Source organism: Pseudomonas sp. MWU13-2862 (genome assembly GCF_023242495.1).
GTDB classification, from domain to species: Bacteria; Pseudomonadota; Gammaproteobacteria; order Pseudomonadales; family Pseudomonadaceae; genus Aquipseudomonas; species Aquipseudomonas gingeri_D.
Genome location: NZ_JALMEZ010000008.1, coordinates 190,695 through 213,329, shown reverse-complemented (window position 1 = coordinate 213,329; position 22,635 = coordinate 190,695). Strand labels below are relative to the sequence as shown.

Sequence of the window (22,635 nt, the reverse complement as noted above, 5' to 3'; positions counted from 1 at the left end):
ATTTTTATGCGAATAATCTTGTAATTCCAACAACAAAACTATGACAGGCGCTTCCCTAAATGACTCTACGAATCGCAATCAACGGTTTTGGCCGCATCGGCCGCAACGTCCTGCGTGCACTCTATACCCAAGGTTACCGCCAGGACCTGCAGGTCGTCGCCATCAACGACCTGGGCGACAGCGCCATCAATGCTCACCTGCTCAAGTACGACACGGTTCACGGCACCTTTGATGCCAGCGTAGAACACGACAATGAAAGCCTGACCGTCAACGGTGACCGTATTTCGGTCAGCGCGATCCGCAATCCGGCCGAACTGCCCTGGGCCGCCGAGAAGATCGACGTGGTTTTTGAATGCACCGGTCTGTTCACCGACCGTGCCAAGGCCGCCGCGCACCTGACCGCCGGCGCCCGCAAAGTGATTATTTCCGCACCGGCCAAAGGCGCCGATGCCACCGTGGTGTACGGGGTCAACCATGACATCCTGCGCCAATCGCACCAGATCATTTCCAACGCATCGTGCACCACCAACTGCCTGGCCCCGGTGGCCCAGGTGCTGCACCGCGAGTTGGGTATCGAAAGTGGCCTGATGACCACCATCCATGCCTACACCAACGACCAGAACCTGACCGACGTCTACCACACCGACCCGTACCGCGCGCGTTCGGCGACCCAGAACATGATCCCGAGCAAGACTGGCGCCGCCGAAGCGGTAGGCCTGGTGCTGCCGGAACTGGCGGGCAAGCTGACCGGCATGGCCGTGCGTGTGCCGGTGATCAATGTGTCCCTGGTGGACCTGACCGTGCAGCTCAAGCGCGAGGCCACGGCGGAAGAAGTCAACGCCCTGCTCAAGGAAGCCAGCCAGCACTCGAAGATCCTGGGTTACAACACCCTGCCGCTGGTTTCCAGCGACTTCAACCACAACCCGCTGTCGTCGATCTTCGACGCCAACCACACCAAGGCCAGCGGCAAGCTGCTCAAGGTCCTGGCCTGGTACGACAACGAGTGGGGTTTCTCCAACCGCATGCTGGATAACTGCCTGGCGCTGTGCAACGCCGAATAAATGCGGAACGAGGAACAGGCGTGGAGCAGGAACCGATGATAGGGATCAGCTTTACCCAGGCCACCATGGCGGCGCGCAAGCGCATCGCACTGGTGGCCCACGACCATTGCAAAGTGTTTTTGCTGGACTGGGCCGAGCGCCAGAAAGACCGTCTGGCCCAGCATGAACTGGTGGCCACGGGCACCACGGGGTTGTTGCTGAACAAGCGCCTGGGGTTGGCGGTGGAAAGCATGATCAGCGGCCCGTTGGGTGGCGACCAGCAATTGGGCGCCCGCATCGCCGAGCAGCGGGTGGATATGCTGGTGTTCTTCTGGGATCCGTTCGAGCCGCAGCCCCATGATCCGGATATCAAGGCTTTGTTGCGGGTCGCGGCGGTGTGGAATATTCCCGTGGCCTGCAACGAATGCACCGCCGATTACCTGCTCAGCAGCCCGATGATGGAACAGGCCCATGAGTATCGGGTGCCGGATTACAACGCGTATCTGGCGGCACGGCGTTAACGTCGGCCAGCAGACTAAACACGATCCGTTGTGGAACCTGGCTTGCCGGGACACCCCATCGCAGCGAGGGCGCCCGTGAGATCGTCAAAAGCTTCGCGGGCAAGCCCTGCTCCTACAGTGCGTCGTCGTGCCGCAATTTTGTACATGACACAAAACTGTAGGAGCAGGGCTTGCCCGCGAAGGGGCCCGTGAGAACGCCAAAAGCTTCTCGGCGGTGCGGCGATCCGACAAGCTCCGCTCCCACTGGGACTGTGTTCAACCGCCCCCATCGGGTGAACAACATTGCACCTTTGCGGACTTTTCCGCTTTCGCCTATCGACCGCCCAACGAAGGTGACTCGGGATCAGTTGCACGCGAACCTTCCAGCAGCGCATCCACCACCGCACGCGCCACTTCCACCGAATGCAGCATGCCCCAGAACAGCGCCCGTTCGACGGGGTTGATATGCAGGCTGATTTCATCGCCATTGAGCTCCGCCGTTTCGAGCAGATTCGAAACGTAGGTCAACGCATCCTGGGCACTGATGCCCGGTTGAATGGCAAATAGTGTGGGCTTGTATGGGGCTTCGGGGATGACCGGTTTGGAGCAGGTGAACGCGAGGGTATCGAGTAAACGAGGCGTGTTTGCCGGACCCCGTTCGGTCTCACTGGCGGGATCATCAGAGACTTTACGAAGATACTTCTCTTTGTCGACTGTGCTGGGTGCTTTACGAGAGAGAAGCGAATCGGAGATGGTTTTCTTTGTCACGGTGACGCTCCTTAAACCGCTTTCGCGGCGTTGTGCGCCTTTGCTTAACTCCGGGCTGCAAACCCCGTATCGCTGAATTTTCAGCGACGACCAAATCTAGCGCTCACCTTATGCACCTGCAATCTTCTCCCACCTCCGCAGACAGTAGGAAATATCAGACATTTTCGAAATCCACTCATCCACTCTGTAGGAGCAAGACACCAACGGCGAAATACATTAAGACTTGACCTACAAGACAGATGATAAGCATTATCATTCGCTTGAAATCGGTCCGGTGCTTCCGTGAGTCAGTCCCACTTCAATACTGTCTTCCTCGCCCAGCGTGTCACGCTGCTGCGGACCTTGCAGCGCATGGTCAATAACCCCAGCACCGCCGAAGACCTGCTGCAGGAAACCTACCTGCGGGTTACCCGTGCCCTGAGCGAACGTCCGGTGGATCACCTCGAACCCTTCGTCTTCCAGACCGCCCGCAACCTGGCCCTGGATCATCTGCGCGCGCTGCGTATCCAGTCGCGCACCCTGATGGACGATGTGCCGCTGGACGTCATGCAGAATGTCGCCGCGCCCCTGAGCACCGCGGAAGACGCCATCCACGCCGAGCAGATGCTCAAGCGCCTGAGCGTCAGCCTCGGCCAGTTGAGTGCCCGCCAGCAGCAGATTTTCATCCTCAGCCGCCTCCACGGCTACAGCTACCAGGAGATCGCCGACGAGCTCGATGTGTCCCTGAGCACCGTGCAAAAAGAGCTCAAGCTGATCATGGCGATCTGTGTCGGTGTGGCCGAACGCCTGGATCGCCCTTAAGCTCTGCTGCCCGATAGCGTGGATAATCCGCTCAAACGTCCTACAGCTCTATCACGCAAAACCATAAGATCGTTGAACCAAACCGTGGCAAACGTTGCCGAGGAACACCCGTGACAGACAGTCAAGACCCGCGCCCCTCCGGGCCGGTGCCCCATGACGCAGCCATGGATCAGGCACTGGACTGGCTGATCCTGATGGAGTGCCCGAGCGCCGAGCAGCAGGCCGCCTTCGACACCTGGCTGGCCACCGACCCGCGCCATGCCCAGGCCTATGCACGCGCCAGCGGCGCCTGGAACGCGCCGCCGGTGTTTGCCGCCGCCCAGGTCCTGCAACAACGGCGGCGCCCGTCACTGCTGCGGCGTCTGCGCCCACACTGGAAACCCCTGGCCACCGCCGCCGTGCTGCTGATCGCCATCGGCAGCTACAGCAATCTGCCCCTGCGCCTGCAGGCCGATCACCTGACCGTGGCCGGCGAACGCCAGCATCTGCAACTCGAGGACGGCTCGAAAGTCCTGCTCAACACCAATTCAGCGTTCTCCAGCAACTTCAGCGGCCGCCAACACAAGGCTCGGCTGTACAAGGGCGAGGCGTTCTTCGAGGTTGCCGCCGAGCGCGAACACCCGCTGGAAATCGATGCCGGACCAGTGCGCGCCAGTGTCAGCGATACCAGCTTCGCCGTGCGCTACCTCGATGGCGAGGCGCAGGTGCAGGTCCAGCGCGGCGATGTCGACCTGCGCACTCTCGATGACAGCGCGCGCCTGCGTCTCTCCGCCGGTAACAGCGTAAAGGTCGGGCCCCATGGCTTCGGCCGCCCGGAAAAGCTCGATGCGCAGAAGGACCTGGCCTGGGTCCAGGGCCGCCTGGTGTTCGAAAACTGCCCCATGGGCCAGGTCCTGGCCGAACTGCGGCGCTATTACCCCGGCTGGATCGTCAACAACAACGAACACCTGGCCCAGGTCGCCGTCACCGGCAACTACCGTCTGGACAAGCCCCTGGACGTGGTCCGCTCCCTGGCCCAGATCACCTCCGCCAAGGTTTCGGAGTACCCGGCGCTGGTGATTCTCAACTGAGAACAATTATTTTTACTCGATAGCCTCAGGTGATTCGTCTCGTTATAGCCAATGCAATTGATTCTCACTCTGAATCACGCAATACCTATAACGATTCGTCCACCCGGGAGCGCTATCGATGCCCACTCGTTTCACCTCCAAGGCCCGCGCCGGCGGCCTGCAACAATGCACTTTGTCCTTGCTGACCGCCGCCGTCCTGCTGGCCGGCATACAAGCAACGCCAGTGCTGGCCGCCAGTAGCGCCGAACAACCGGCCAGGAGCCTGGGCAACTACAGTTTCTCGATCGCGCAACAACCCCTGGTCTCGGCGCTCAACGCCTTTACCTCGATCACCGGCTGGCAGGTCGGCCTGCCCGCCGAACTCGGCCAGGGCGTGGCCTCGCCGGGCGTGCGCGGTGCGCTGCCGCCGGAAAAAGCCCTCGAACGCCTGCTGGTCGGCACCAACCTGAGCTACCGCAAAGTCGGCGACAACAGCATCGTCCTGGAAAAACGCGCCAGCGGCAGCACCCTGAACCTGGAGCAGGTAACCATCAGCGCCACCCGCCAGGAGCAGGACGTCAACGCGGTGCCCAACACCGTGACGGTGAAGGACCGCCAGCAACTCGACCGCCAGAACGTCAACACCCTCAAGCAACTGGTGCGTGACGAACCCGGTGTTTCGGTCGGCGGTGCTGGCCAGCGTGGCGGCGGCATCAGCAACTACAACATTCGCGGTATCGACGGCGACCGGATCCTGACCCAGGTCGACGGCGTCGAAATTCCCGACAGTTTCTTCAACGGTCCCTACGCCAACACCCAGCGCAATTACGTCGACCCGGAAATCATCAAGCGCGTGGAGATCCTACGCGGCCCGGCCTCGGTGCTCTACGGCAGCAACGCCATCGGCGGCGCCGTGAGCTACTACACCCTCGACCCGGAGGACATCATCAAGCCCGGCCAGGACGTCGGCGCCCGCCTGAAAAGCGGCTACAGCTCGGCCGATAACAGTTGGCTGACCTCCGGCACCGTCGCCGGACGCAGCGGCGACTTCGACGGCTTGCTGCACCTGAGCCAGCGCAACGGACGTGAGACCGAGTCCTATGGCGATACCGGCGGAAACGGCCTGAACCGCACCGCCGCGAACCCGGAGAAAGCCCGGGCCACCAACGTGTTGGCCAAGCTCGGCTGGAACTACAACGACACCTCGCGCCTGGGCCTGACCTATGAGCGCTACAAGGACGATGTCGATACCAACCAGCGCAGCGCCGTCGGCGGCCCGTTCAACGTCGGCCAGCCGCTGGGCATGTACCGTTCGCGCACCGGCAACGACACCATCAGTCGTGAACGTTTCGGCATCGAGAACAGCTTCGGCCTGGACAGCGCCGTGGCCGATCATGTCAAGTTGAGCCTGAACTACCAGATCGCGAAGACCGACCAGAGCACCCTGGAAAACTACTTCCCGTTCACCCGTAATGTCCTGCGCAGCCGCGATACGGTCTATGAAGAGAAGCAATGGGTCTTCGATGCCCAGGCCGACAAGGCCTTCACTATCGGTGCGACCGATCACCTGCTGACCTACGGCACCACCCTCAAGCAACAGGAGGTCACCGGTTCCCGTAGTGGTTCCGGGGTCTGCCTGGCCGTGGGCCGGGGCTGTACCGCCGTGGGCGCCGACAGTCCGTCCGACCGACTGGTCAAGTCCAGCGACTTCCCCGACCCGACCATCGACAGCTACAGCCTGTTCGCCCAGGACCAGATCAGTTGGAACCAATGGACCTTCCTGCCGGGCCTGCGCTATGACTACACCCAGCTCAAGCCGCATATCACCCAGGAGTTCCTCAACACCATCGCCGCGGCGGGCGGCGGCGCCGTCGACGGTTCCAACAAGACCTGGCATCGCGTCTCGCCCAAGTTCGGCCTGACCTACGCCCTGAGCGACCAGTACACCTGGTACGGCCAGTACGCCGAAGGTTTCCGCACCCCGTCGGCCAAGGCCTTGTACGGTCGCTTCCAGAACCTGAACACCGGCTATCAGGTCGCACCGAACCCGAACCTGCAACCGGAAAAGAGCAAGAGCTACGAGACCGGCCTGCGCGGCAAGTTCGACGCCGGCTCGTTTGACCTGGCGGTGTTCTACAACCAGTACCGCGACTTCATCAACGAAGACGCCATCGCCCCCGGCTACAGCGAGCTGACCTTCCAGACCAACAACATCCGGCACGCCACCATCAAGGGTGCCGAACTCAAGGGTCGCCTCAACCTGGATGCCTTCGGTGCGCCGCTGGGTCTCTATAGCAAGGGTTCCGTGGCCTATGCCTATGGCCGCAACAACGACACGGGGCAACCGCTCAACAGCGTCAACCCCCTCACCGCCGTCATGGGCCTGGGCTACGACCAGGACAACTACGGCGGCCTGTTGAGCTGGACGCTGGTGCAACGCAAGAACCTGGTCGACAGCAGCAACTTCTTCTCCCCGGACGGCAAGGGCGAGCAGTTCAAGACCCCGGGCTACGGCCTGCTGGACCTGACCGGCTACTACAAGGTCAGCCATGACATCACCGTCAACGCCGGTCTCTACAACCTGGCCGACAAGAAGTACTGGAACTGGGATGACGTACGCGGCTACGACAGCGTCGGCGAAGCCGGTGTGCTGAACCCGGCCAACCTCGAGCGCCTGACCGCCCCGGGACGCAACTTCTCGGTCAACCTGGTCTGGGATATCTGACCGGACCGCACCTCACCCAGCCGAATATTGCAGGGCCCGGGTGAGTTTTTTTACTGTCGCGCGTCTTCTGATTCGTCTCGTCAGACAGTGCCTCTCATTCTCAAGGACATGCTCATGACCACCCCGGACAACACCCAACGCCCGAGCCTGCGCTCGCAACGCCTGAACCAGATCACCCACGAGCCCCATGCCAGGCTCGACCAGTTGGTCAAAGCCCATGCGCCGTTCGAAACCCAGGCTAATTTCGCCCGTTTCGTGGTGGCCCAGTACCTGTTCCAGTCGGAGTTGGTGTCGCTGTACAACGATCCCGAACTGATCGCCATCGTCCCGGACCTGGCCGAACGTTGCCGCGCGGAAGCGGCCAAGGCCGATCTGGCGGACCTGGACACCGAAGTACCTGCGCCGGTGGCCGGTGCCGTGAAGAACCCGAGCAAGGCCGAAGCCCTGGGCTGGATCTTCGTTTCCGAGGGTTCCAAGCTCGGCGCCGCGTTCCTGATCAAGCGCGCCGTTGGCCTGGGCCTCAGCGAAACCTTCGGTGCCCGCCACCTGGGCGAACCGGTCGGCGGTCGCGCCGAGGGCTGGAAAAGCTTTACCCGGACCCTCGACGGGCTGGAGCTGAGTGCCAAAGAAGAAGCCGCTGCGGAGAAAGGCGCGATTGATGCGTTCGTACGCTTTACCCTGTTGCTGGAACAGGCTTACGCCACGGCGCCGGAGCTGGCCTGAGTAGGAGCGAGCTTACTCGCGATGGACGTCAACGATGACGCAGGATAACTGGAGCACCGCAGCGCTCTTCAGACCATCGCGAGCAAGCTCGCTCCTACACGTTACGCGTAGCGCCCTAATCTTGCGTACACCCCTTTGCACAGGCAACCACAGGATCCGGGGCTTGAGCCGTTCACTCCATCGCCGCACAATTGACACCATGACCCAGCCAAAACCCTCCTCCTCCAAACTCGCCCGCGTGCTCTTCGGCCTGCTCGCCTATGTCAGCCTGGGTATCGGCCTGGTCGCCATTGTCATTCCCGGCCTGCCGACCACCGAGTTCATTCTGCTGGCCGCCTGGGCCGCCACCAAGAGTTCGCCGCGCCTGAGTGCCTGGCTGGAAAACCACCGGCTGTTCGGCCCGATCCTGAGCAACTGGCGCAACGGCAAGATCATCGCCCGCAAGGCCAAGGTCAGCGCCACCGTGAGCATGCTGCTCTGCGCGACGCTGATGCTGGTGATGCTCGAACACGGCTGGCCGATCTACCTGGCCATCGCCGGGATGAGCCTGGGCAACCTGTGGATCTGGTCGCGTCCGGAGCGGCTTGCGGTGCCTGACGCGTCCTGAGCCCCCGTCAGTTCCTGCGGGAGGGCATTTTTCGGCAAACACCGACTTGTAGGAGCCGGCTTGCTGGCTCCTACAGGGACCGCATGGATCGGAATAGCAGGGCCAGGATCAAGAATATATTGACGGTCTGGAGGCCACACCCGACATCGACAATCGCCCGTATTTCAGGTGCAATGGCCCTTCTCACGGAGAGCCTTCGATGACCGATCTATTGACGTCCATTCAAGCCGCACTCGACCTGCCCCTCTCGCCGCCACTGTTCACCGGCAGCGGCGTTCTACCCTCGACTTTTGCCGTTACCGAACTGGCCGGCGCCACACTCGCCGCTGCCGGCCAGGCCGTCGCCGAACTGCTGCTGCAACAGAACGGGCAGCGCCCCGCCGTCGAAGTCGACCGGCGCCTGGCTTCACTCTGGTTCGGCACGGCGGTACAACCCGCAGGCTGGGAAATCCCGCCGCCCTGGGACCCGATTGCCGGCGACTACGCCAGCGCCGATGGCTGGATCCGCCTGCACACCAACGCCCCGCACCATCGCCGTGCCGCCGAGCGCGTCCTGGGACTGGCGACGGATCGCAGCGCCATGGCCGAAAAAGTTGCCCAATGGGCGGCCGACGAGCTGGAGGCGGCGGTGGTCGAGGCCGGTGGCTGCGCCGCGCAAATGCGCTCATGGGCCGCCTGGAAGGAACACCCCCAAGGGCTTGCGGTCAATGCCGAGCCTCTGGTTCAGCGAAACACCCACGACAGCCATGGTTCACGGACCTGGCTCGGCTCGCAGGTACGGCCATTGGCAGGCATCAAGGTCCTCGACCTGACCCGCGTACTCGCCGGCCCCGTGGCCAGCCGCCTGCTGGCAGGGCTGGGCGCCGAGGTGTTGCGCATCGATCCGCCGAGCTGGGACGAGCCGGCCCTGACCCCGGACGTGACCCTGGGCAAGCACTGCGCCCGCCTGAACCTGCATGACGCGGCTGATCGCGAGGTCTTCGAAGGCTTGCTCGGCGGGGCCGACATCCTTCTGCACGGCTATCGTGCCGATGCACTGGACGGGCTCGGCTACGATGCCCGGCGTCGCCAGCGCCTGGCCCCCGGGCTGATTGATGTGAGCCTGAACGCCTACGGCTGGAGCGGCCCGTGGCGCAATCGCCGGGGCTTCGACAGCCTGGTGCAGATGAGCAGTGGTATCGCCCAGGCCGGCATGTTGTGGAAACAGGCGGACAAGCCCGTCCCACTGCCGGTGCAGGCGCTGGACCATGCCACCGGCTACCTGATGGCGGCCGCGGCGATCCGTGCGCTGACCGAACGGTTGCACAGCGGGCTGGGAGGGTCGGCGCGTTTGTCACTGGCCCGTACGGCGAAGTTGCTGGTGGAACAGGGGGCGGTCAATGGGACCGAAGCGCTGTTGCCCGCAGGGGCGCAAGACTGGAATCCGCTGCTGGAACAGACGTCCTGGGGCCCGGCGCAACGTTTGCTGTCGCCGCTGAAGGTCGGGGCGGTGCCATTGCAGTGGGCCTTTGCCGCTACGAAGCTGGGGGCTCATCCGCCGCAGTGGTGGTGAGTTCGAAACCGCTTTCGCGGGCAAGCCACGCTCCTACAGTTTGGTGTCGTACATGACATTTCGTTTTCACGCAAAACTGTAGGAGCGTGGCTTGCCCGCGAAGAGGCCCTCTGGATCATCAACCACCTCAAGGATCCCCCGGGGATTCAGCATCAATGCTCCTCCCTCGTAGACCCCATCACCACGCCGAAGCGCAGTTCTCAGGTCGTCCCTGATATATGCGTCATCTTGATTACTTAATTGTTTCAATATTTAACAAAGCAACAAATGCTCACTCGATTAATTATCCAATGTGCCACTACGTTTATTCGATAGGGATGACAAAGGTAGTCGTTCAAGACCGATAGCGCCCATGAAACCCGTTCGACTCGATGATTCTGTGGACTATTTCCAATAAATCGAACGCGTTTAAAAAAACGCTGTCCGAAATTTGCACAATCCACAGGTTTGTCTAGTTTAAGCCTCCACAGCAATACGAAATATTCTTTTCAACGCTCATTCGACCGCTCTAGGACAGGTGTCTTAAGACGCAGGCCCGCGTGTCCGCGCGGCCCCAAAAGTCGTTCATAAACAACGGAATGTGCCAATGATCTGATCTATATCATTTTTCGTTTTTGCCCCTGGCCTACCCTATCGCCTCAATTCCCATGGATTGGAGTCATGCAATGTCTGAATCACCCGGAAAACTGCGATTAGGTGCGCTGGTCGCTCTGGTGGTGGGTTCAATGATTGGCGGCGGTATCTTTTCGCTGCCGCAAAACATGGCTGCCAGCGCCGATGTCGGCGCGGTATTGATTGGCTGGGCGATTACCGCCGTGGGCATGTTGACCCTGGCCTTCGTGTTCCAGACCCTGGCCAATCGCAAACCGAACCTGGACGGTGGGGTCTACGCCTACGCCAAGGCCGGTTTCGGCGACTATATGGGCTTCTCGTCCGCCTGGGGTTACTGGATCAGTGCCTGGCTGGGCAACGTCGGCTACTTCGTCCTGCTGTTCAGCACCCTGGGTTACTTCTTCCCGGTGTTTGGCGAAGGCAATACCGTGGCCGCCGTCGTCGGGGCCTCGCTGCTGTTGTGGGCCGTGCACTGGCTGGTACTGCGCGGAATCAAGGAAGCGGCCTTCATCAACCTGGTCACCACCGTGGCCAAGGTCGTGCCGCTGCTGCTGTTCGTGCTGATCGCGCTGTTCGCCTTCAAGCTGGATATCTTCACCGCCGACATCTGGGGCCTTAAGAACCCGAGCCTGGGCAGTGTCATGAACCAGGTGCGCAATATGATGCTGGTCACCGTCTGGGTGTTTATCGGCATCGAGGGCGCGAGCATCTTCTCCGCCCGCGCGGAAAAACGCTCGGACGTGGGCAAGGCCACGGTCATCGGTTTTATCACCGTGCTGCTGTTCCTGGTGCTGGTCAACGTCCTGTCCCTGGGGATCATGACCCAGCCGGAACTGGCGAAACTGCAGAACCCATCCATGGCCGCCGTGCTCGAACATGTAGTCGGCCACTGGGGCGCGGTGCTGATCAGCGTCGGCCTGATCATCTCGCTGCTCGGCGCCCTGCTGTCCTGGGTGCTGCTGTGCGCGGAGATCATGTTCGCCGCCGCCAAGGACCACACCATGCCGGAGTTCCTGCGCCGCGAAAACGCCAACCAGGTACCGGCCAACGCCCTCTGGCTGACCAACGCCATGGTGCAGATCTTCCTGATCATCACGCTGTTTTCCGCCAGTACCTACCTGTCGCTGATCTACCTCGCCACCTCGATGATCCTGGTGCCCTACCTGTGGTCGGCGGCCTATGCCGTGCTGCTGGCGGTGCGTGGCGAAAGTTATGAACAGGCCCCGGGCGAACGCCGCAAGGACCTGGTCATCGGTGCCATCGCCCTGATCTACGCGATCTGGCTGCTGTACGCCGGCGGCACCAAGTACCTGCTGCTCTCCGCCCTGCTCTATGCCCCCGGCGTGATTCTGTTCGCCAAGGCCAAGCACGAGCTGGGCAAAGCGATTTTCACCACTGTCGAGAAGCTGATTTTCGCCGCGGTGGTCATAGGCGCCCTGGTGGCTGCCTATGGCCTGTACGACGGCTTCCTGACCCTTTGACACCCTGATTGTTTCGTTCCCTGGAGGATCTGCAATGACCACGGAAAAAGTGAAATACGGCGTTCATTCCGAAGCCGGCAAGCTGCGCAAGGTGCTGGTCTGCTCACCGGGCCTGGCGCACCAGCGGCTGACCCCGAACAACTGCGATGAGCTGCTGTTCGACGATGTGATCTGGGTGGCCCAGGCCAAGCGCGATCACTTCGACTTCGTCACCAAGATGCGCGAACGCGATATCGACGTGCTGGAAATGCACAACCTGCTGACCGATATCGTCGCTCAGAAGGAAGCCCTGGACTGGATCCTCGAACGCAAGATCACCGCCAACCAGGTCGGCCTGGGGCTGGTCCACGAGGTCGACTCGTGGCTGCGCAGCCTGGAACCGCGCAAGATCGCCGAGTTCCTGATCGGCGGCGTCTCGGCCGATGACCTGCCGAACAGCTTCGGCGGCAAGACCATCGAGATGTTCCGCGACTTCCTCGGCCACTCCAGCTTTATCCTGCCGCCGCTGCCCAATACCCAGTTCACCCGCGACACCACCTGCTGGATCTTTGGCGGCGTGACCCTCAACCCGATGTACTGGCCGGCGCGACGCCAGGAAACCCTGCTGGCCAGTGCCATCTACAAATTCCACCCGGAATTCGTCAACGCCGACTTCCAGGTCTGGTACGGCGACCCGGACCAGGAGCACGGCAACGCCACCCTTGAAGGCGGCGACGTGATGCCCCTGGGCAACGGCGTGGTGCTGATCGGCATGGGCGAACGCTCCTCGCGCCAGGCCATCGGCCAGTTGGCGCTGAACCTGTTCAAGCACAACGCCGTGGAACGGGTGATCGTTGCCGGCCTGCCGAAGTCCCGCGCGGCCATGCACCTGGACACCGTATTCAGCTTCTGCGACCGCGACCTGGTGACCATCTTCCCGGAAGTGGTGAACCAGATCGTCGCCTTCACCCTGCGCCCTGACGAGAGCAAGCCTGGCGGCATCGATGTCCGCCGTGAAGAAACCAACTTCCTCGACACCGTCGCCCAGGCCCTCAACCTCAAGGCCCTGCGGGTGGTGGAAACCGGCGGCAACAGCTTCGCCGCCGAACGCGAACAGTGGGACGACGGCAACAACGTGGTGGCCGTGGAACCCGGCGTGGTGATCGGCTACGACCGCAACACCTACACCAACACCCTGCTGCGCAAGGCCGGCGTGGAGGTCATCACCATCAGCGCCAGCGAACTGGGCCGTGGCCGCGGCGGTGGTCACTGCATGACCTGCCCGATCATCCGTGACCCGATCGATTACTGACCGATATTCAAGCCTGCCCTTGCCCCTGGTAGGAGCCGGGCTTGCCCGCGAAGCTTTTGGCGATCTTGAAGACGCCTTCGCGGGCAAGCCCAGCTCCTACAGGACGGCGGCACCCGACCGGGACAGGCGGATAACCCATACCCGAGGAGATCCAAGAAATGGCTTTTAATATGCGTAACCGCAGCCTGCTGAGCTTGATGCACCACACCAATCGCGAGCTGCACTACCTGCTGGACCTGTCCCGCGACCTCAAGCGCGCCAAGTACACCGGCACCGAGCAGCAGCACCTCAAGGGCAAGAACATCGCGCTGATCTTCGAGAAGACCTCGACCCGCACCCGTTGCGCCTTCGAAGTCGCGGCCCATGACCAGGGCGCCCACGTCACCTATATCGACCCGGTGTCGTCGCAGATCGGCCACAAGGAAAGCATGAAGGACACCGCCCGCGTGCTGGGGCGGATGTTCGACGCCATCGAGTACCGGGGCTTCGAACAGGAGATCGTCGAAGAACTGGCGAAGTTCGCCGGCGTGCCGGTGTTCAACGGCCTGACCGCCGAGTTCCACCCGACACAGATGATCGCCGACACCCTGACCATGCGCGAGCACAGCGACAAGCCGCTGCATGACATCAGCTACGCCTACCTTGGCGATGCGCGCTACAACATGGGCAACTCGCTGCTGATGATCGGCGCCAAGCTCGGCATGGACGTACGCATCGGCGCGCCGAAGGCGCTGTGGCCCCATGAAGATTTCATCGCCCAGTGCAAGGCCTTTGCCGAGGAAAGCGGCGCGCGCATCACCATCACCGAAGACCCGCAGGAAGCGGTCAAGGGCGTGGACTTCATCCACACCGATATCTGGGTGTCCATGGGTGAGCCGGTGGAAGCCTGGGACGAGCGTATCGAGCAACTGATGCCCTATCAGGTCAATGCAAAAATGATGAAGGCCTCGGGCAATCCCCGGGTCAAGTTCATGCACTGCCTGCCGGCGTTCCACAACAGCGAGACCAAGGTCGGCAAGGATATCGCGTCGCGTTACCCGCACCTGGCCAATGGGGTTGAAGTGACCGAGGAGGTGTTCGAGTCGCCGGCCAATATCGCCTTCGAGCAGGCGGAAAACCGCATGCACACGATCAAGGCGATCCTGGTGTCGGCGCTGGCGGATATCTAGGACCGGCGCTCCCCCTGTAGGAGCGAGCAAGCTCGCGATAATCGCACGGGCGCCCTGTGACACCTGGTACCCCGCGTTATCGTCGACCTCCATCGCGAGCAAGCTCGCTCCTACAGGGGAACTCATGCAACCTCTGGAAGGACAGTACTTATGCGTATCGTCGTAGCATTGGGCGGTAACGCCCTCCTGCGTCGTGGTGAACCCATGACCGCGGACAATCAACGCGCCAATATCCGTATCGCCACCGAACAGATTGCCAAGATCTACCCCGGCAACCAGTTGGTCATCGCCCACGGCAACGGCCCGCAGGTCGGCCTGCTGTCGTTGCAGGCGGCCGCCTACACCCAGCTCTCGCCCTACCCGCTGGACGTGCTCGGCGCGGAAACCGAAGGCATGATCGGCTACATCATCGAACAGGAACTGGGCAACCTGCTGGACTTCGAAGTGCCCTTCGCCACCCTGCTCACCCAGGTCGAAGTCGACCCCGAGGACCCGGCTTTCCAGCACCCGAGCAAGCCCATCGGCCCGGTCTACAGCAAGGCCGAAGCAGAACGACTGGCCGCTGAAAAAGGCTGGAGCATCGCCCCGGACGGCGACAAATTCCGCCGCGTGGTCGCCAGCCCGAAACCCAAGCGCATCTTCGAGATCCGTCCGATCAAATGGCTGCTGGACAAGGGCAGCATCGTGATCTGTGCCGGCGGTGGCGGCATCCCGACAATGTACGGCGAGGACGGCAAGCTCAAGGGCATCGAAGCGGTGATCGACAAGGACCTGTGCTCGGCGCTGCTGGCCGAACAGCTGGAGGCCGACCTGCTGGTGATCGCCACGGACGTCAATGCCGCTTTTGTCGACTGGGGCCTGCCGTCCCAGAAGGCCATTATCCAGGCCCATCCGGACGATCTCGAAAAACTCGGTTTCGCCGCCGGCTCCATGGGCCCGAAAGTCCAGGCCGCCTGCGAGTTCGCCCGGCACACCGGCAAGGCCGCGGTAATCGGTTCACTGGCGGATATCGAGGCGATAGTCCAAGGTAAGGCGGGTACGCGGATCAGTACGGCACAACCCGGCATCACTTATTCATGAGAACCATCGGGCAGGCCCGTGGTCTGCCCTACTCCATGCCTTGAAGGAGAACACCATGGCCACGTTCACGCCCGGTCACCTGCATATCGAGCGCCATGCGCTGAACAAGGACGATTTCAGCTACAACCTGAGTTTCGACTATGAAGTCGCCCAGGACCCGAAGGAAGGCACCGGCATGCGCTTTACCTTGCACGGCACCATCGAGGGCAAGTCCCTCGACGAGTCGTTCTTCATGCCCAAGGACCAGGCCTTCGACTTTGCCCGCGTCGCCAGCCATATCGCGCAGAAATACGGCATGCCGAAAAATGCCAGCATCATTTCCCTGCACAAATACTACGACGAGATGTTCGAGGATGTGCGGGCCAAGCTCGACGTCAAGTCAGGCGACCCGATGAAGCTTGAACATCTGAGCTGACCAGAGGCTCGTTCCAGTAACAGGACAGGGGCGTTCACGCGGTAGATTTCACCAAACCCCACACGCCAAGGCATAATTGCCGCCCTCGCGCCCGGAACACCGAATCGCCCCATGCGTATCCACGTCAGTTTCATCGACCGCGTCGGCATCACCCAGGAAGTCCTGGCCCTGCTCGGTGGACGCAATCTCAACCTGGATGCGGTGGAGATGGTTCCGCCCAACGTCTATATCGACGCCCCGACCCTCAGCCCGCAAGTGCTCGAGGAGTTGCGCGACGCGCTGTTCAGCGTCCGTGGCGTAGAGGCGGTAACGGTGGTGGATATCCTCCCGGGACAGCGCCGCCACCTGCAACTCGACGCCCTGCTCGCGGCCATGACCGACCCGGTGCTGGCCCTGGACAGCGCCGGCCACGTGCTGCTGGCCAACCCGGCGCTGATTGCCCTGTACGGTCGCGAGCCGGCGGGTGAAAGCGTCGCCGAACTCTTTGCCGACCCCAATCTCCTGGACACCCTGCTGGAAAACGGTTTCCGCCTGCCGCTGCGGGAAATCACCGTCAACGGCCAGACCCTGCTGCTCGACGCCACGCCAATCACCGATGCCGGCGCACTGCTGACCCTGTACCAGCCGAACCGCATCGGCGAGCGTCTGTCGGCTCTGCACCACGACCATGCCGAAGGTTTCGACGCGCTGCTCGGCGAGTCTCCGGCGATTCGTACCCTCAAGGCCCGTGCCCAGCGGGTCGCGGCCCTCGACGCACCGCTGCTGATCCAGGGCGAAACCGGCACCGGCAAGGAGCTGGTGGCGCGGGCCTGCCATGCCATCAGTGCGCGCCACAGTGCCCCCTTCCTGGCCCTGAACTGCGCGGCCCTGCCGGAAAACCTCGCCGAAAGCGAATTGTTCGGCTACGCCCCCGGGGCCTTTACCGGCGCCCAGCGCGGCGGCAAGCCGGGACTGATGGAGCTGGCGAACCAGGGCACGGTGTTTCTCGATGAGATCGGCGAAATGTCGCCATACCTGCAAGCCAAGTTGCTGCGTTTTCTCAATGACGGCAGCTTCCGTCGCGTCGGCGGGGACCGCGAGGTCAAGGTCAACGTGCGGATTCTCAGCGCCACCCACCGCAACCTGGAGAAGATGGTCAGCGAAGGCAGTTTTCGCGAAGACCTGTTCTACCGGCTGAACGTGCTCAATGTCGAGGTCCCGCCGCTGCGCGAGCGTGGCCAGGACATCCTGTTGCTGGCACGCTATTTCATGCAGCAGGCCTGCACGCAGATCCAGCGTCCGGTCTGCCGACTGGCACCCGGAACCTATCCAGCGTTGCTGGACAACCGCTGGCCGGGCAATGTGCGGCAATTGCAGAACGTGATCTTCCGCGCGGCGGCGATCTGCGAGAGCAGTGTGGTGGATATCGGCGACCTGGACATTGCCGGAACCTCGGTGGCACGTCAGAGCGACCCGGAGATCGACAGCCTGGAACAGGCGGTCGAGGATTTCGAGAAGACCCTGCTGGAAAAGCTCTACGTGCAGTATCCCTCGACCCGGCAACTGGCCAGTCGACTGCAGACCTCCCATACGGCCATTGCCCATCGCCTGCGCAAATACGGCATTCCCGGCAAGTCCTGAGGCAACACGCGCGAAAAGCGACCTCCATCTGTACTGAAAGCGCTACAGCGGAACGATTTCGCTACACTTCAAGCCAATCCCCACTGCACAAGGCTTTGATCCTGTTAGGCTTTTTTTCTGCCCTCCAACTGTAGCGATTTCGCTACAGCCGCGGCCATCCAGTGTGCGTAAAAAACCCGCAAACCCTTGATTTACAAGCCTCGGGCAGTATTGGCCACAAACTTGCTATGGGAACTCCCATTCAGCGGGACGTCGATCCCGCATCCCCTGCGTCCACCTGACGACGAGTCTGGCCCCCTTAGGAGTTTCCATGAGCGAGTTGCGTTTTACTGAAGACCACGAATGGCTGCGTACCGAAGCCGATGGCAGTGTCACGGTCGGCATCACGGCTTTCGCGCAAAACGCCCTGGGCGACGTGGTGTTTGTGCAACTGCCGGAACTGCAGCAGTACGACAAAGGCGCCGAAGCCGCCACCGTGGAATCGGTCAAGGCCGCCAGCGGCGTGTACATGCCCCTGGACGGTGAAGTGCTCGAATTCAACCTGGCGCTGGAAGACAGCCCCGAGCTGGTCAACGAAGATCCCCTGGGCGAAGGCTGGTTTTTCCGCTTCCGCCCAACCGATGCCTCGGCAGTCGCTAGACTGCTGGATCAGGATGCCTACGACCAACTGATCAAAGCCAACGCCTGAGGAATCGTCATGACTGTCAATCTCAGCACCGCCAACGAATTTATCGCCCGTCATATCGGCCCGCGCCAGGCAGACGAACAGGCCATGCTCGAAACCCTCGGTTTCGATTCCTTGCAAGCCCTCAGCGCCAGCGTGATCCCCGACAGCATCAAGGGCACCAGCGTCCTTGACCTCGGGGCCGGGCAAAGCGAAGCCGACGCCCTGGCGTCGATCAAGGCCATCGCCGCGAAAAACCAGCTGTTCAAGACCTACATCGGCCAGGGCTACTACAACTGCCATACGCCGTCGCCGATCCTGCGCAACCTCCTGGAAAACCCCGCCTGGTACACCGCCTACACCCCGTACCAACCGGAAATCTCCCAGGGTCGCCTGGAAGCGCTGCTGAATTTCCAGACCCTGATCAGCGACCTCAGCGGCCTGCCGATCGCCAACGCCTCGCTGCTCGACGAAGCCACCGCCGCCGCCGAAGCCATGACCTTCTGCAAGCGCCTGAGCAAGAACAAGGGCAGCAATGCCTTCTTCGCCTCCGTGCACTGCCATCCGCAGACCCTCGACGTCTTGCGCACCCGTGCCGAGCCCCTGGGTATCAACGTGGTGGTGGGCGATGAACACCAACTGACCGACGTCAGCCCGTTCTTCGGCGCCCTGCTGCAATACCCGGCGAGCAACGGTGATCTGTTCGACTACCGCGCCCTGACCGAGCGTTTCCATGCGGCCAACGCCCTGGTGGCGGTCGCCGCCGACCTGCTGGCCCTGACCCTGCTGACCCCGCCGGGCGAGTTCGGTGCCGACGTGGCCATCGGCAGCGCCCAGCGCTTTGGTGTCCCGCTGGGCTTCGGTGGCCCGCACGCGGCCTACTTCTCCACCCGCGATGCGTTCAAGCGCGACATGCCCGGCCGTCTGGTCGGCGTCTCGGTGGACCGTTTCGGCAAGCCGGCCCTGCGCCTGGCCATGCAGACCCGCGAGCAACATATCCGTCGCGAGAAAGCCACCAGCAACATCTGCACCGCCCAGGTCCTGCTGGCCAACATCGCCAGCATGTACGCGGTGTATCACGGTCCAAAAGGCCTGATCCAGATTGCCCAGCGTATCCACGGCTTCACCGCGATCCTCGCCAAGGGCCTGAGCGCCCTGGGCCTGACGGTCGAGCAGGACAACTTCTTCGACACCCTGACCCTCAACACCGGCGCACAGACCGCGGCCCTGCACGAACAGGCACGCGCCCAGCGCATCAACCTGCGCGTCGTGGATGCCCAGCGCCTGGGCCTGTCCCTGGACGAGACCACCAGCCAGGCCGATATCGAAAACCTGTGGAAACTGCTGGCCGGCGGCAAAGCCGTACCGGACTTCAACGTCCTGGCCGCGTCGGTCGAAAGCCGTATCCCGGCAGCCCTGGTGCGCCAGTCGGCCATCCTCAGCCACCCGATATTCAACCGTTATCACTCGGAAACCGAGCTGATGCGCTACCTGCGCAAGCTGGCCGACAAGGACCTGGCCCTGGATCGCACCATGATCCCGCTGGGCTCCTGCACCATGAAGCTCAATGCCGCCAGCGAAATGATCCCGGTGACCTGGGCCGAATTCGGTGCCCTGCACCCGTTCGCCCCGGCCGAGCAGAGCGCCGGCTACCAGCAACTGACCGATGAGCTGGAAGCGATGCTCTGCGCCGCCACCGGCTACGACGCGATTTCCCTGCAACCGAACGCCGGTTCCCAGGGCGAATACGCCGGCCTGCTGGCGATCCGTGCCTTCCACCAGAGCCGTGGCGACGAGCGCCGCGATATCTGCCTGATCCCGTCGTCGGCCCACGGTACCAACCCGGCCACGGCGAACATGGCCGGCATGCGCGTGATCGTCACCGCCTGCGATGCCCGCGGTAACGTCGATATCGAAGACCTGCGGGCCAAGGCGATCGAGCACCGCGAGCACCTCGCCGCGCTGATGATCACCTACCCGTCGACCCACGGTGTGTTCGAGGAAGGTATCCGCGAAATCTGCGGCATCATTCATGACAACGGCGGCCAGGTGTATATCGACGGCGCCAACATGAACGCCATGGTCGGCCTCTGCGCCCCGGGCAAGTTCGGCGGCGATGTATCGCACCTGAACCTGCACAAGACCTTCTGCATTCCCCACGGCGGTGGCGGCCCGGGCGTCGGTCCGATCGGTGTGAAGTCGCACCTGACGCCGTTCCTGCCGGGTCACGGCACCATGGAGCGCAAGGAAGGCGCGGTCTGCGCGGCGCCGTTCGGCAGCGCAAGCATCCTGCCGATCACCTGGATGTATATCCGCATGATGGGTGGCGAAGGCCTCAAGCGCGCCTCGCAGTTGGCGATCCTCAATGCCAACTACATCGCCCGGCGCCTGGAAGAGCACTACCCGGTGCTCTACAGCGGCAGCAACGGCCTGGTGGCCCACGAGTGCATCCTCGACCTGCGTCCGTTGAAGGACAGCAGCGGCATCAGCGTCGATGACGTCGCCAAGCGTCTGATCGACTTCGGTTTCCATGCCCCGACCATGTCGTTCCCGGTGGCCGGCACCCTGATGATCGAGCCGACCGAAAGCGAATCCAAGGAAGAACTGGACCGCTTCTGCGACGCCATGATCCACATCCGCGAAGAAATCCGCGCGGTGGAAAACGGCAGCCTGGACAAGGACGACAACCCGCTGAAGAACGCCCCGCACACCGCGGCGGAAATCGTCGGCGAGTGGTTCCACCCGTACAGCCGCGAACAGGCGGTGTACCCGGTGGCGTCCTTGATCGAAGGCAAGTACTGGCCGCCGGTGGGGCGTGTCGACAACGTGTTCGGCGACCGCAACCTGGTCTGCGCCTGCCCGTCGATCGAGAACTACGCCTGACCTGAGTTGTAAAGGAACGCCTCCCTGTAGGAGCAGGACTTGCTTGCGAAGGAGCACTCAAGATCGCCAAAAGCTTCGCGGGCAAGCCCTGCTCCTACAGTACTGCGTCGATTACAGAATCTGGGTAACACACCGAACTGTAGGAGCAGGGCTTGCCCGCGAAGAGGCCCTCAAGAACACCAAAAGCTTCTCTGGCAAGCCCTACCTTTACAGTGTCCGTGTTGTTTTTTAGCCGATAATTAAAAGAAAAAACCGGAGAACCCATATGTCCCTGAGCGTGTTCGACCTGTTCAAGATCGGCATCGGTCCCTCCAGCTCCCACACCGTCGGTCCGATGCGCGCAGCCGCGCGTTTCGTCGAGGGTTTGCGGCGCGAGCAACTGCTGTCACAGACCACCAGCGTCAAAGTCGAGCTGTACGGCTCGCTCGGCGCCACCGGCAAAGGCCATGGCAGCGACAAGGCCGTGCTCCTGGGCCTGGAAGGTGAACACCCGGATACCGTCGATACAGAATCCGTCGCCGCCCGCCTGCACACTATTCGCAGTAACGGCCGCCTGAACCTGCTCGGCGAGCACTCCATCGAATTCAATGAAAAACTCCACCTGGCGATGATCAGGAAACCCCTGGCCTATCACCCCAACGGCATGATCTTCCGCGCCTTCGACGCCGCCGGCATCCAGATCCGCAGCCGCGAGTATTACTCGGTGGGCGGCGGTTTCGTGGTCGATGAAGACGCCGCCGGCGCCGACCGCATCGTCGAGGACAGCACGCCGCTGACCTTCCCGTTCAAAAGCGCCAAGGAACTGCTCGGCCATTGCACCACCTACGGCCTGTCCATCAGCCAGGTGATGCTGACCAACGAAAGCGCCTGGCGCCCGGAGGCGGAAACCCGCGCCGGCCTGCTGAAGATCTGGCAGGTGATGCAGGACTGCGTCGACGCCGGTTGCCGCAATGAAGGCATCCTGCCCGGCGGCTTGAAGGTCAAGCGGCGCGCCGCGGCACTCCATCGCCAGCTGTGCAAGCACCCGGAAGCGGCGTTGCGCGATGCGCTGTCGGTGCTGGACTGGGTCAACCTCTACGCTCTGGCAGTCAATGAAGAAAACGCCAACGGCGGTCGCGTGGTCACCGCGCCCACCAATGGTGCGGCCGGGATCGTCCCCGCCGTGTTGCATTACTACATGCGCTTTATTGCCGGTGCCAATGAAGACGGCGTGGTGCGCTTCCTCCTCACCGCCGCCGCCATCGGCATTCTCTACAAGGAAAACGCCTCGATCTCCGGCGCCGAAGTCGGCTGCCAGGGCGAAGTCGGCGTGGCCTGCTCGATGGCCGCCGGGGCCTTGTGCGAAGTGCTCGGCGGCACCGTGCAACAGGTGGAGAACGCCGCTGAAATCGGCATGGAACACAACCTCGGCCTGACCTGCGACCCCATCGGCGGCCTGGTGCAAGTGCCGTGCATCGAACGCAACGCCATGGGCTCGGTGAAAGCCATCAACGCCGTGCGCATGGCCCTGCGCGGCGACGGCCAGCACTTCGTCTCCCTCGACAAGGTGATTCGCACCATGCGCCAGACCGGCGCCGACATGAAAAGCAAATACAAGGAGACCGCGCGCGGCGGTCTGGCCGTCAACATCATCGAGTGCTGACCCTCATTCAAGG

Annotated in this window: 18 protein-coding genes; 17 read left to right on the top strand and 1 reads right to left on the bottom strand. The window is 62.4% G+C overall.

Annotated elements, in window-relative coordinates; translation table 11 throughout:
* The first annotated feature begins 59 nt into the window (after positions 1-59).
* On the top strand, positions 60-1,061 hold the full coding sequence (gap, locus tag M5C56_RS16530; RefSeq protein WP_103494206.1) for a type I glyceraldehyde-3-phosphate dehydrogenase: 1,002 nt from the start codon (positions 60-62) through the stop codon (positions 1,059-1,061).
* A gap of 35 nt (positions 1,062-1,096) precedes the next feature.
* Positions 1,097-1,561, top strand: a complete 465-nt coding sequence (locus M5C56_RS16525) for a methylglyoxal synthase (protein WP_103494225.1) — start codon at positions 1,097-1,099, stop codon at positions 1,559-1,561.
* Positions 1,562-1,873: 312 nt separating this feature from the next.
* Here M5C56_RS16525 and M5C56_RS16520 read toward each other — a convergent pair whose 3' ends face one another.
* Positions 1,874-2,308: a hypothetical protein gene (locus M5C56_RS16520; protein WP_247263208.1), complete on the bottom strand. Its 435-nt coding sequence runs from the start codon at positions 2,306-2,308 to the stop codon at positions 1,874-1,876.
* A gap of 282 nt (positions 2,309-2,590) precedes the next feature.
* Between M5C56_RS16520 and M5C56_RS16515 the strand changes: the two genes are divergently transcribed.
* The 15 genes from M5C56_RS16515 (at position 2,591) to M5C56_RS16445 (ending at position 22,622) form a co-directional block, all read left to right on the top strand.
* Complete coding sequence (locus M5C56_RS16515) at positions 2,591-3,109, top strand: RNA polymerase sigma factor (protein WP_103494207.1); 519 nt, start codon at positions 2,591-2,593, stop codon at positions 3,107-3,109.
* A gap of 164 nt (positions 3,110-3,273) precedes the next feature.
* A complete protein-coding gene (locus tag M5C56_RS16510) occupies positions 3,274-4,179 on the top strand; it encodes a FecR domain-containing protein (RefSeq protein WP_103494208.1) in 906 nt (301 codons plus the stop codon).
* 118 nt (positions 4,180-4,297) lie between these two features.
* A complete protein-coding gene (locus M5C56_RS16505; RefSeq protein WP_103494209.1) occupies positions 4,298-6,883 on the top strand; it encodes a TonB-dependent receptor in 2,586 nt (861 codons plus the stop codon).
* Positions 6,884-6,997: 114 nt separating this feature from the next.
* Entirely contained in the window at positions 6,998-7,606 is a 609-nt protein-coding gene (locus M5C56_RS16500; RefSeq protein WP_103494210.1) for a biliverdin-producing heme oxygenase, read from the top strand.
* A gap of 199 nt (positions 7,607-7,805) precedes the next feature.
* Positions 7,806-8,213 carry a YbaN family protein gene (locus tag M5C56_RS16495; protein WP_103494211.1) on the top strand — a complete coding sequence of 136 codons (408 nt, stop codon included), beginning with the start codon at positions 7,806-7,808 and terminating at the stop codon, positions 8,211-8,213.
* A 199-nt stretch (positions 8,214-8,412) separates the two neighbouring features.
* Positions 8,413-9,765, top strand: a complete 1,353-nt coding sequence (locus tag M5C56_RS16490) for a CoA transferase (RefSeq protein ID WP_103494212.1) — start codon at positions 8,413-8,415, stop codon at positions 9,763-9,765.
* 665 nt (positions 9,766-10,430) lie between these two features.
* The gene (arcD, locus tag M5C56_RS16485) at positions 10,431-11,858 is read left to right on the top strand and encodes an arginine-ornithine antiporter (protein ID WP_103494213.1); all 1,428 of its coding nucleotides are present in this window, start codon (positions 10,431-10,433) and stop codon (positions 11,856-11,858) included.
* Positions 11,859-11,892: 34 nt separating this feature from the next.
* On the top strand, positions 11,893-13,149 hold the full coding sequence (gene arcA, locus M5C56_RS16480; RefSeq protein WP_103494214.1) for an arginine deiminase: 1,257 nt from the start codon (positions 11,893-11,895) through the stop codon (positions 13,147-13,149).
* Positions 13,150-13,307: 158 nt separating this feature from the next.
* Positions 13,308-14,318: an ornithine carbamoyltransferase gene (locus M5C56_RS16475; RefSeq protein WP_103494215.1), complete on the top strand. Its 1,011-nt coding sequence runs from the start codon at positions 13,308-13,310 to the stop codon at positions 14,316-14,318.
* A 150-nt stretch (positions 14,319-14,468) separates the two neighbouring features.
* Entirely contained in the window at positions 14,469-15,398 is a 930-nt protein-coding gene (gene arcC / locus M5C56_RS16470) for a carbamate kinase (protein ID WP_103494216.1), read from the top strand.
* Between the two features lie 55 nt (positions 15,399-15,453).
* Positions 15,454-15,813, top strand: coding sequence for a DUF5064 family protein (locus tag M5C56_RS16465; protein ID WP_103494217.1), 360 nt, complete (start codon positions 15,454-15,456; stop codon positions 15,811-15,813).
* A 111-nt stretch (positions 15,814-15,924) separates the two neighbouring features.
* Complete coding sequence (locus tag M5C56_RS16460; RefSeq protein ID WP_103494218.1) at positions 15,925-17,433, top strand: sigma-54-dependent transcriptional regulator; 1,509 nt, start codon at positions 15,925-15,927, stop codon at positions 17,431-17,433.
* 310 nt (positions 17,434-17,743) lie between these two features.
* Entirely contained in the window at positions 17,744-18,121 is a 378-nt protein-coding gene (gcvH, locus tag M5C56_RS16455) for a glycine cleavage system protein GcvH (RefSeq protein WP_103494219.1), read from the top strand.
* A gap of 9 nt (positions 18,122-18,130) precedes the next feature.
* Complete coding sequence (gcvP, locus tag M5C56_RS16450) at positions 18,131-20,980, top strand: aminomethyl-transferring glycine dehydrogenase (RefSeq protein WP_103494220.1); 2,850 nt, start codon at positions 18,131-18,133, stop codon at positions 20,978-20,980.
* Between the two features lie 265 nt (positions 20,981-21,245).
* Positions 21,246-22,622: an L-serine ammonia-lyase gene (locus M5C56_RS16445; protein ID WP_103494222.1), complete on the top strand. Its 1,377-nt coding sequence runs from the start codon at positions 21,246-21,248 to the stop codon at positions 22,620-22,622.
* The last annotated feature ends 13 nt before the right edge of the window (positions 22,623-22,635 follow it).

Coding starts and splice junctions, on each gene's coding strand:
- M5C56_RS16525 (WP_103494225.1), top strand. CDS start 1,097: ATGATAGGGATCAGCTTTACCCAGGCCACCATGGCGGCGCGCAAGCGC.
- gcvP (WP_103494220.1), top strand. CDS start 18,131: ATGACTGTCAATCTCAGCACCGCCAACGAATTTATCGCCCGTCATATC.
- M5C56_RS16475 (WP_103494215.1), top strand. CDS start 13,308: ATGGCTTTTAATATGCGTAACCGCAGCCTGCTGAGCTTGATGCACCAC.
- arcC (WP_103494216.1), top strand. CDS start 14,469: ATGCGTATCGTCGTAGCATTGGGCGGTAACGCCCTCCTGCGTCGTGGT.
- M5C56_RS16500 (WP_103494210.1), top strand. CDS start 6,998: ATGACCACCCCGGACAACACCCAACGCCCGAGCCTGCGCTCGCAACGC.
- M5C56_RS16465 (WP_103494217.1), top strand. CDS start 15,454: ATGGCCACGTTCACGCCCGGTCACCTGCATATCGAGCGCCATGCGCTG.
- M5C56_RS16495 (WP_103494211.1), top strand. CDS start 7,806: ATGACCCAGCCAAAACCCTCCTCCTCCAAACTCGCCCGCGTGCTCTTC.
- M5C56_RS16460 (WP_103494218.1), top strand. CDS start 15,925: ATGCGTATCCACGTCAGTTTCATCGACCGCGTCGGCATCACCCAGGAA.
- gcvH (WP_103494219.1), top strand. CDS start 17,744: ATGAGCGAGTTGCGTTTTACTGAAGACCACGAATGGCTGCGTACCGAA.
- M5C56_RS16445 (WP_103494222.1), top strand. CDS start 21,246: ATGTCCCTGAGCGTGTTCGACCTGTTCAAGATCGGCATCGGTCCCTCC.
- M5C56_RS16490 (WP_103494212.1), top strand. CDS start 8,413: ATGACCGATCTATTGACGTCCATTCAAGCCGCACTCGACCTGCCCCTC.
- M5C56_RS16510 (WP_103494208.1), top strand. CDS start 3,274: ATGGATCAGGCACTGGACTGGCTGATCCTGATGGAGTGCCCGAGCGCC.
- arcA (WP_103494214.1), top strand. CDS start 11,893: ATGACCACGGAAAAAGTGAAATACGGCGTTCATTCCGAAGCCGGCAAG.
- M5C56_RS16505 (WP_103494209.1), top strand. CDS start 4,298: ATGCCCACTCGTTTCACCTCCAAGGCCCGCGCCGGCGGCCTGCAACAA.
- arcD (WP_103494213.1), top strand. CDS start 10,431: ATGTCTGAATCACCCGGAAAACTGCGATTAGGTGCGCTGGTCGCTCTG.
- gap (WP_103494206.1), top strand. CDS start 60: ATGACTCTACGAATCGCAATCAACGGTTTTGGCCGCATCGGCCGCAAC.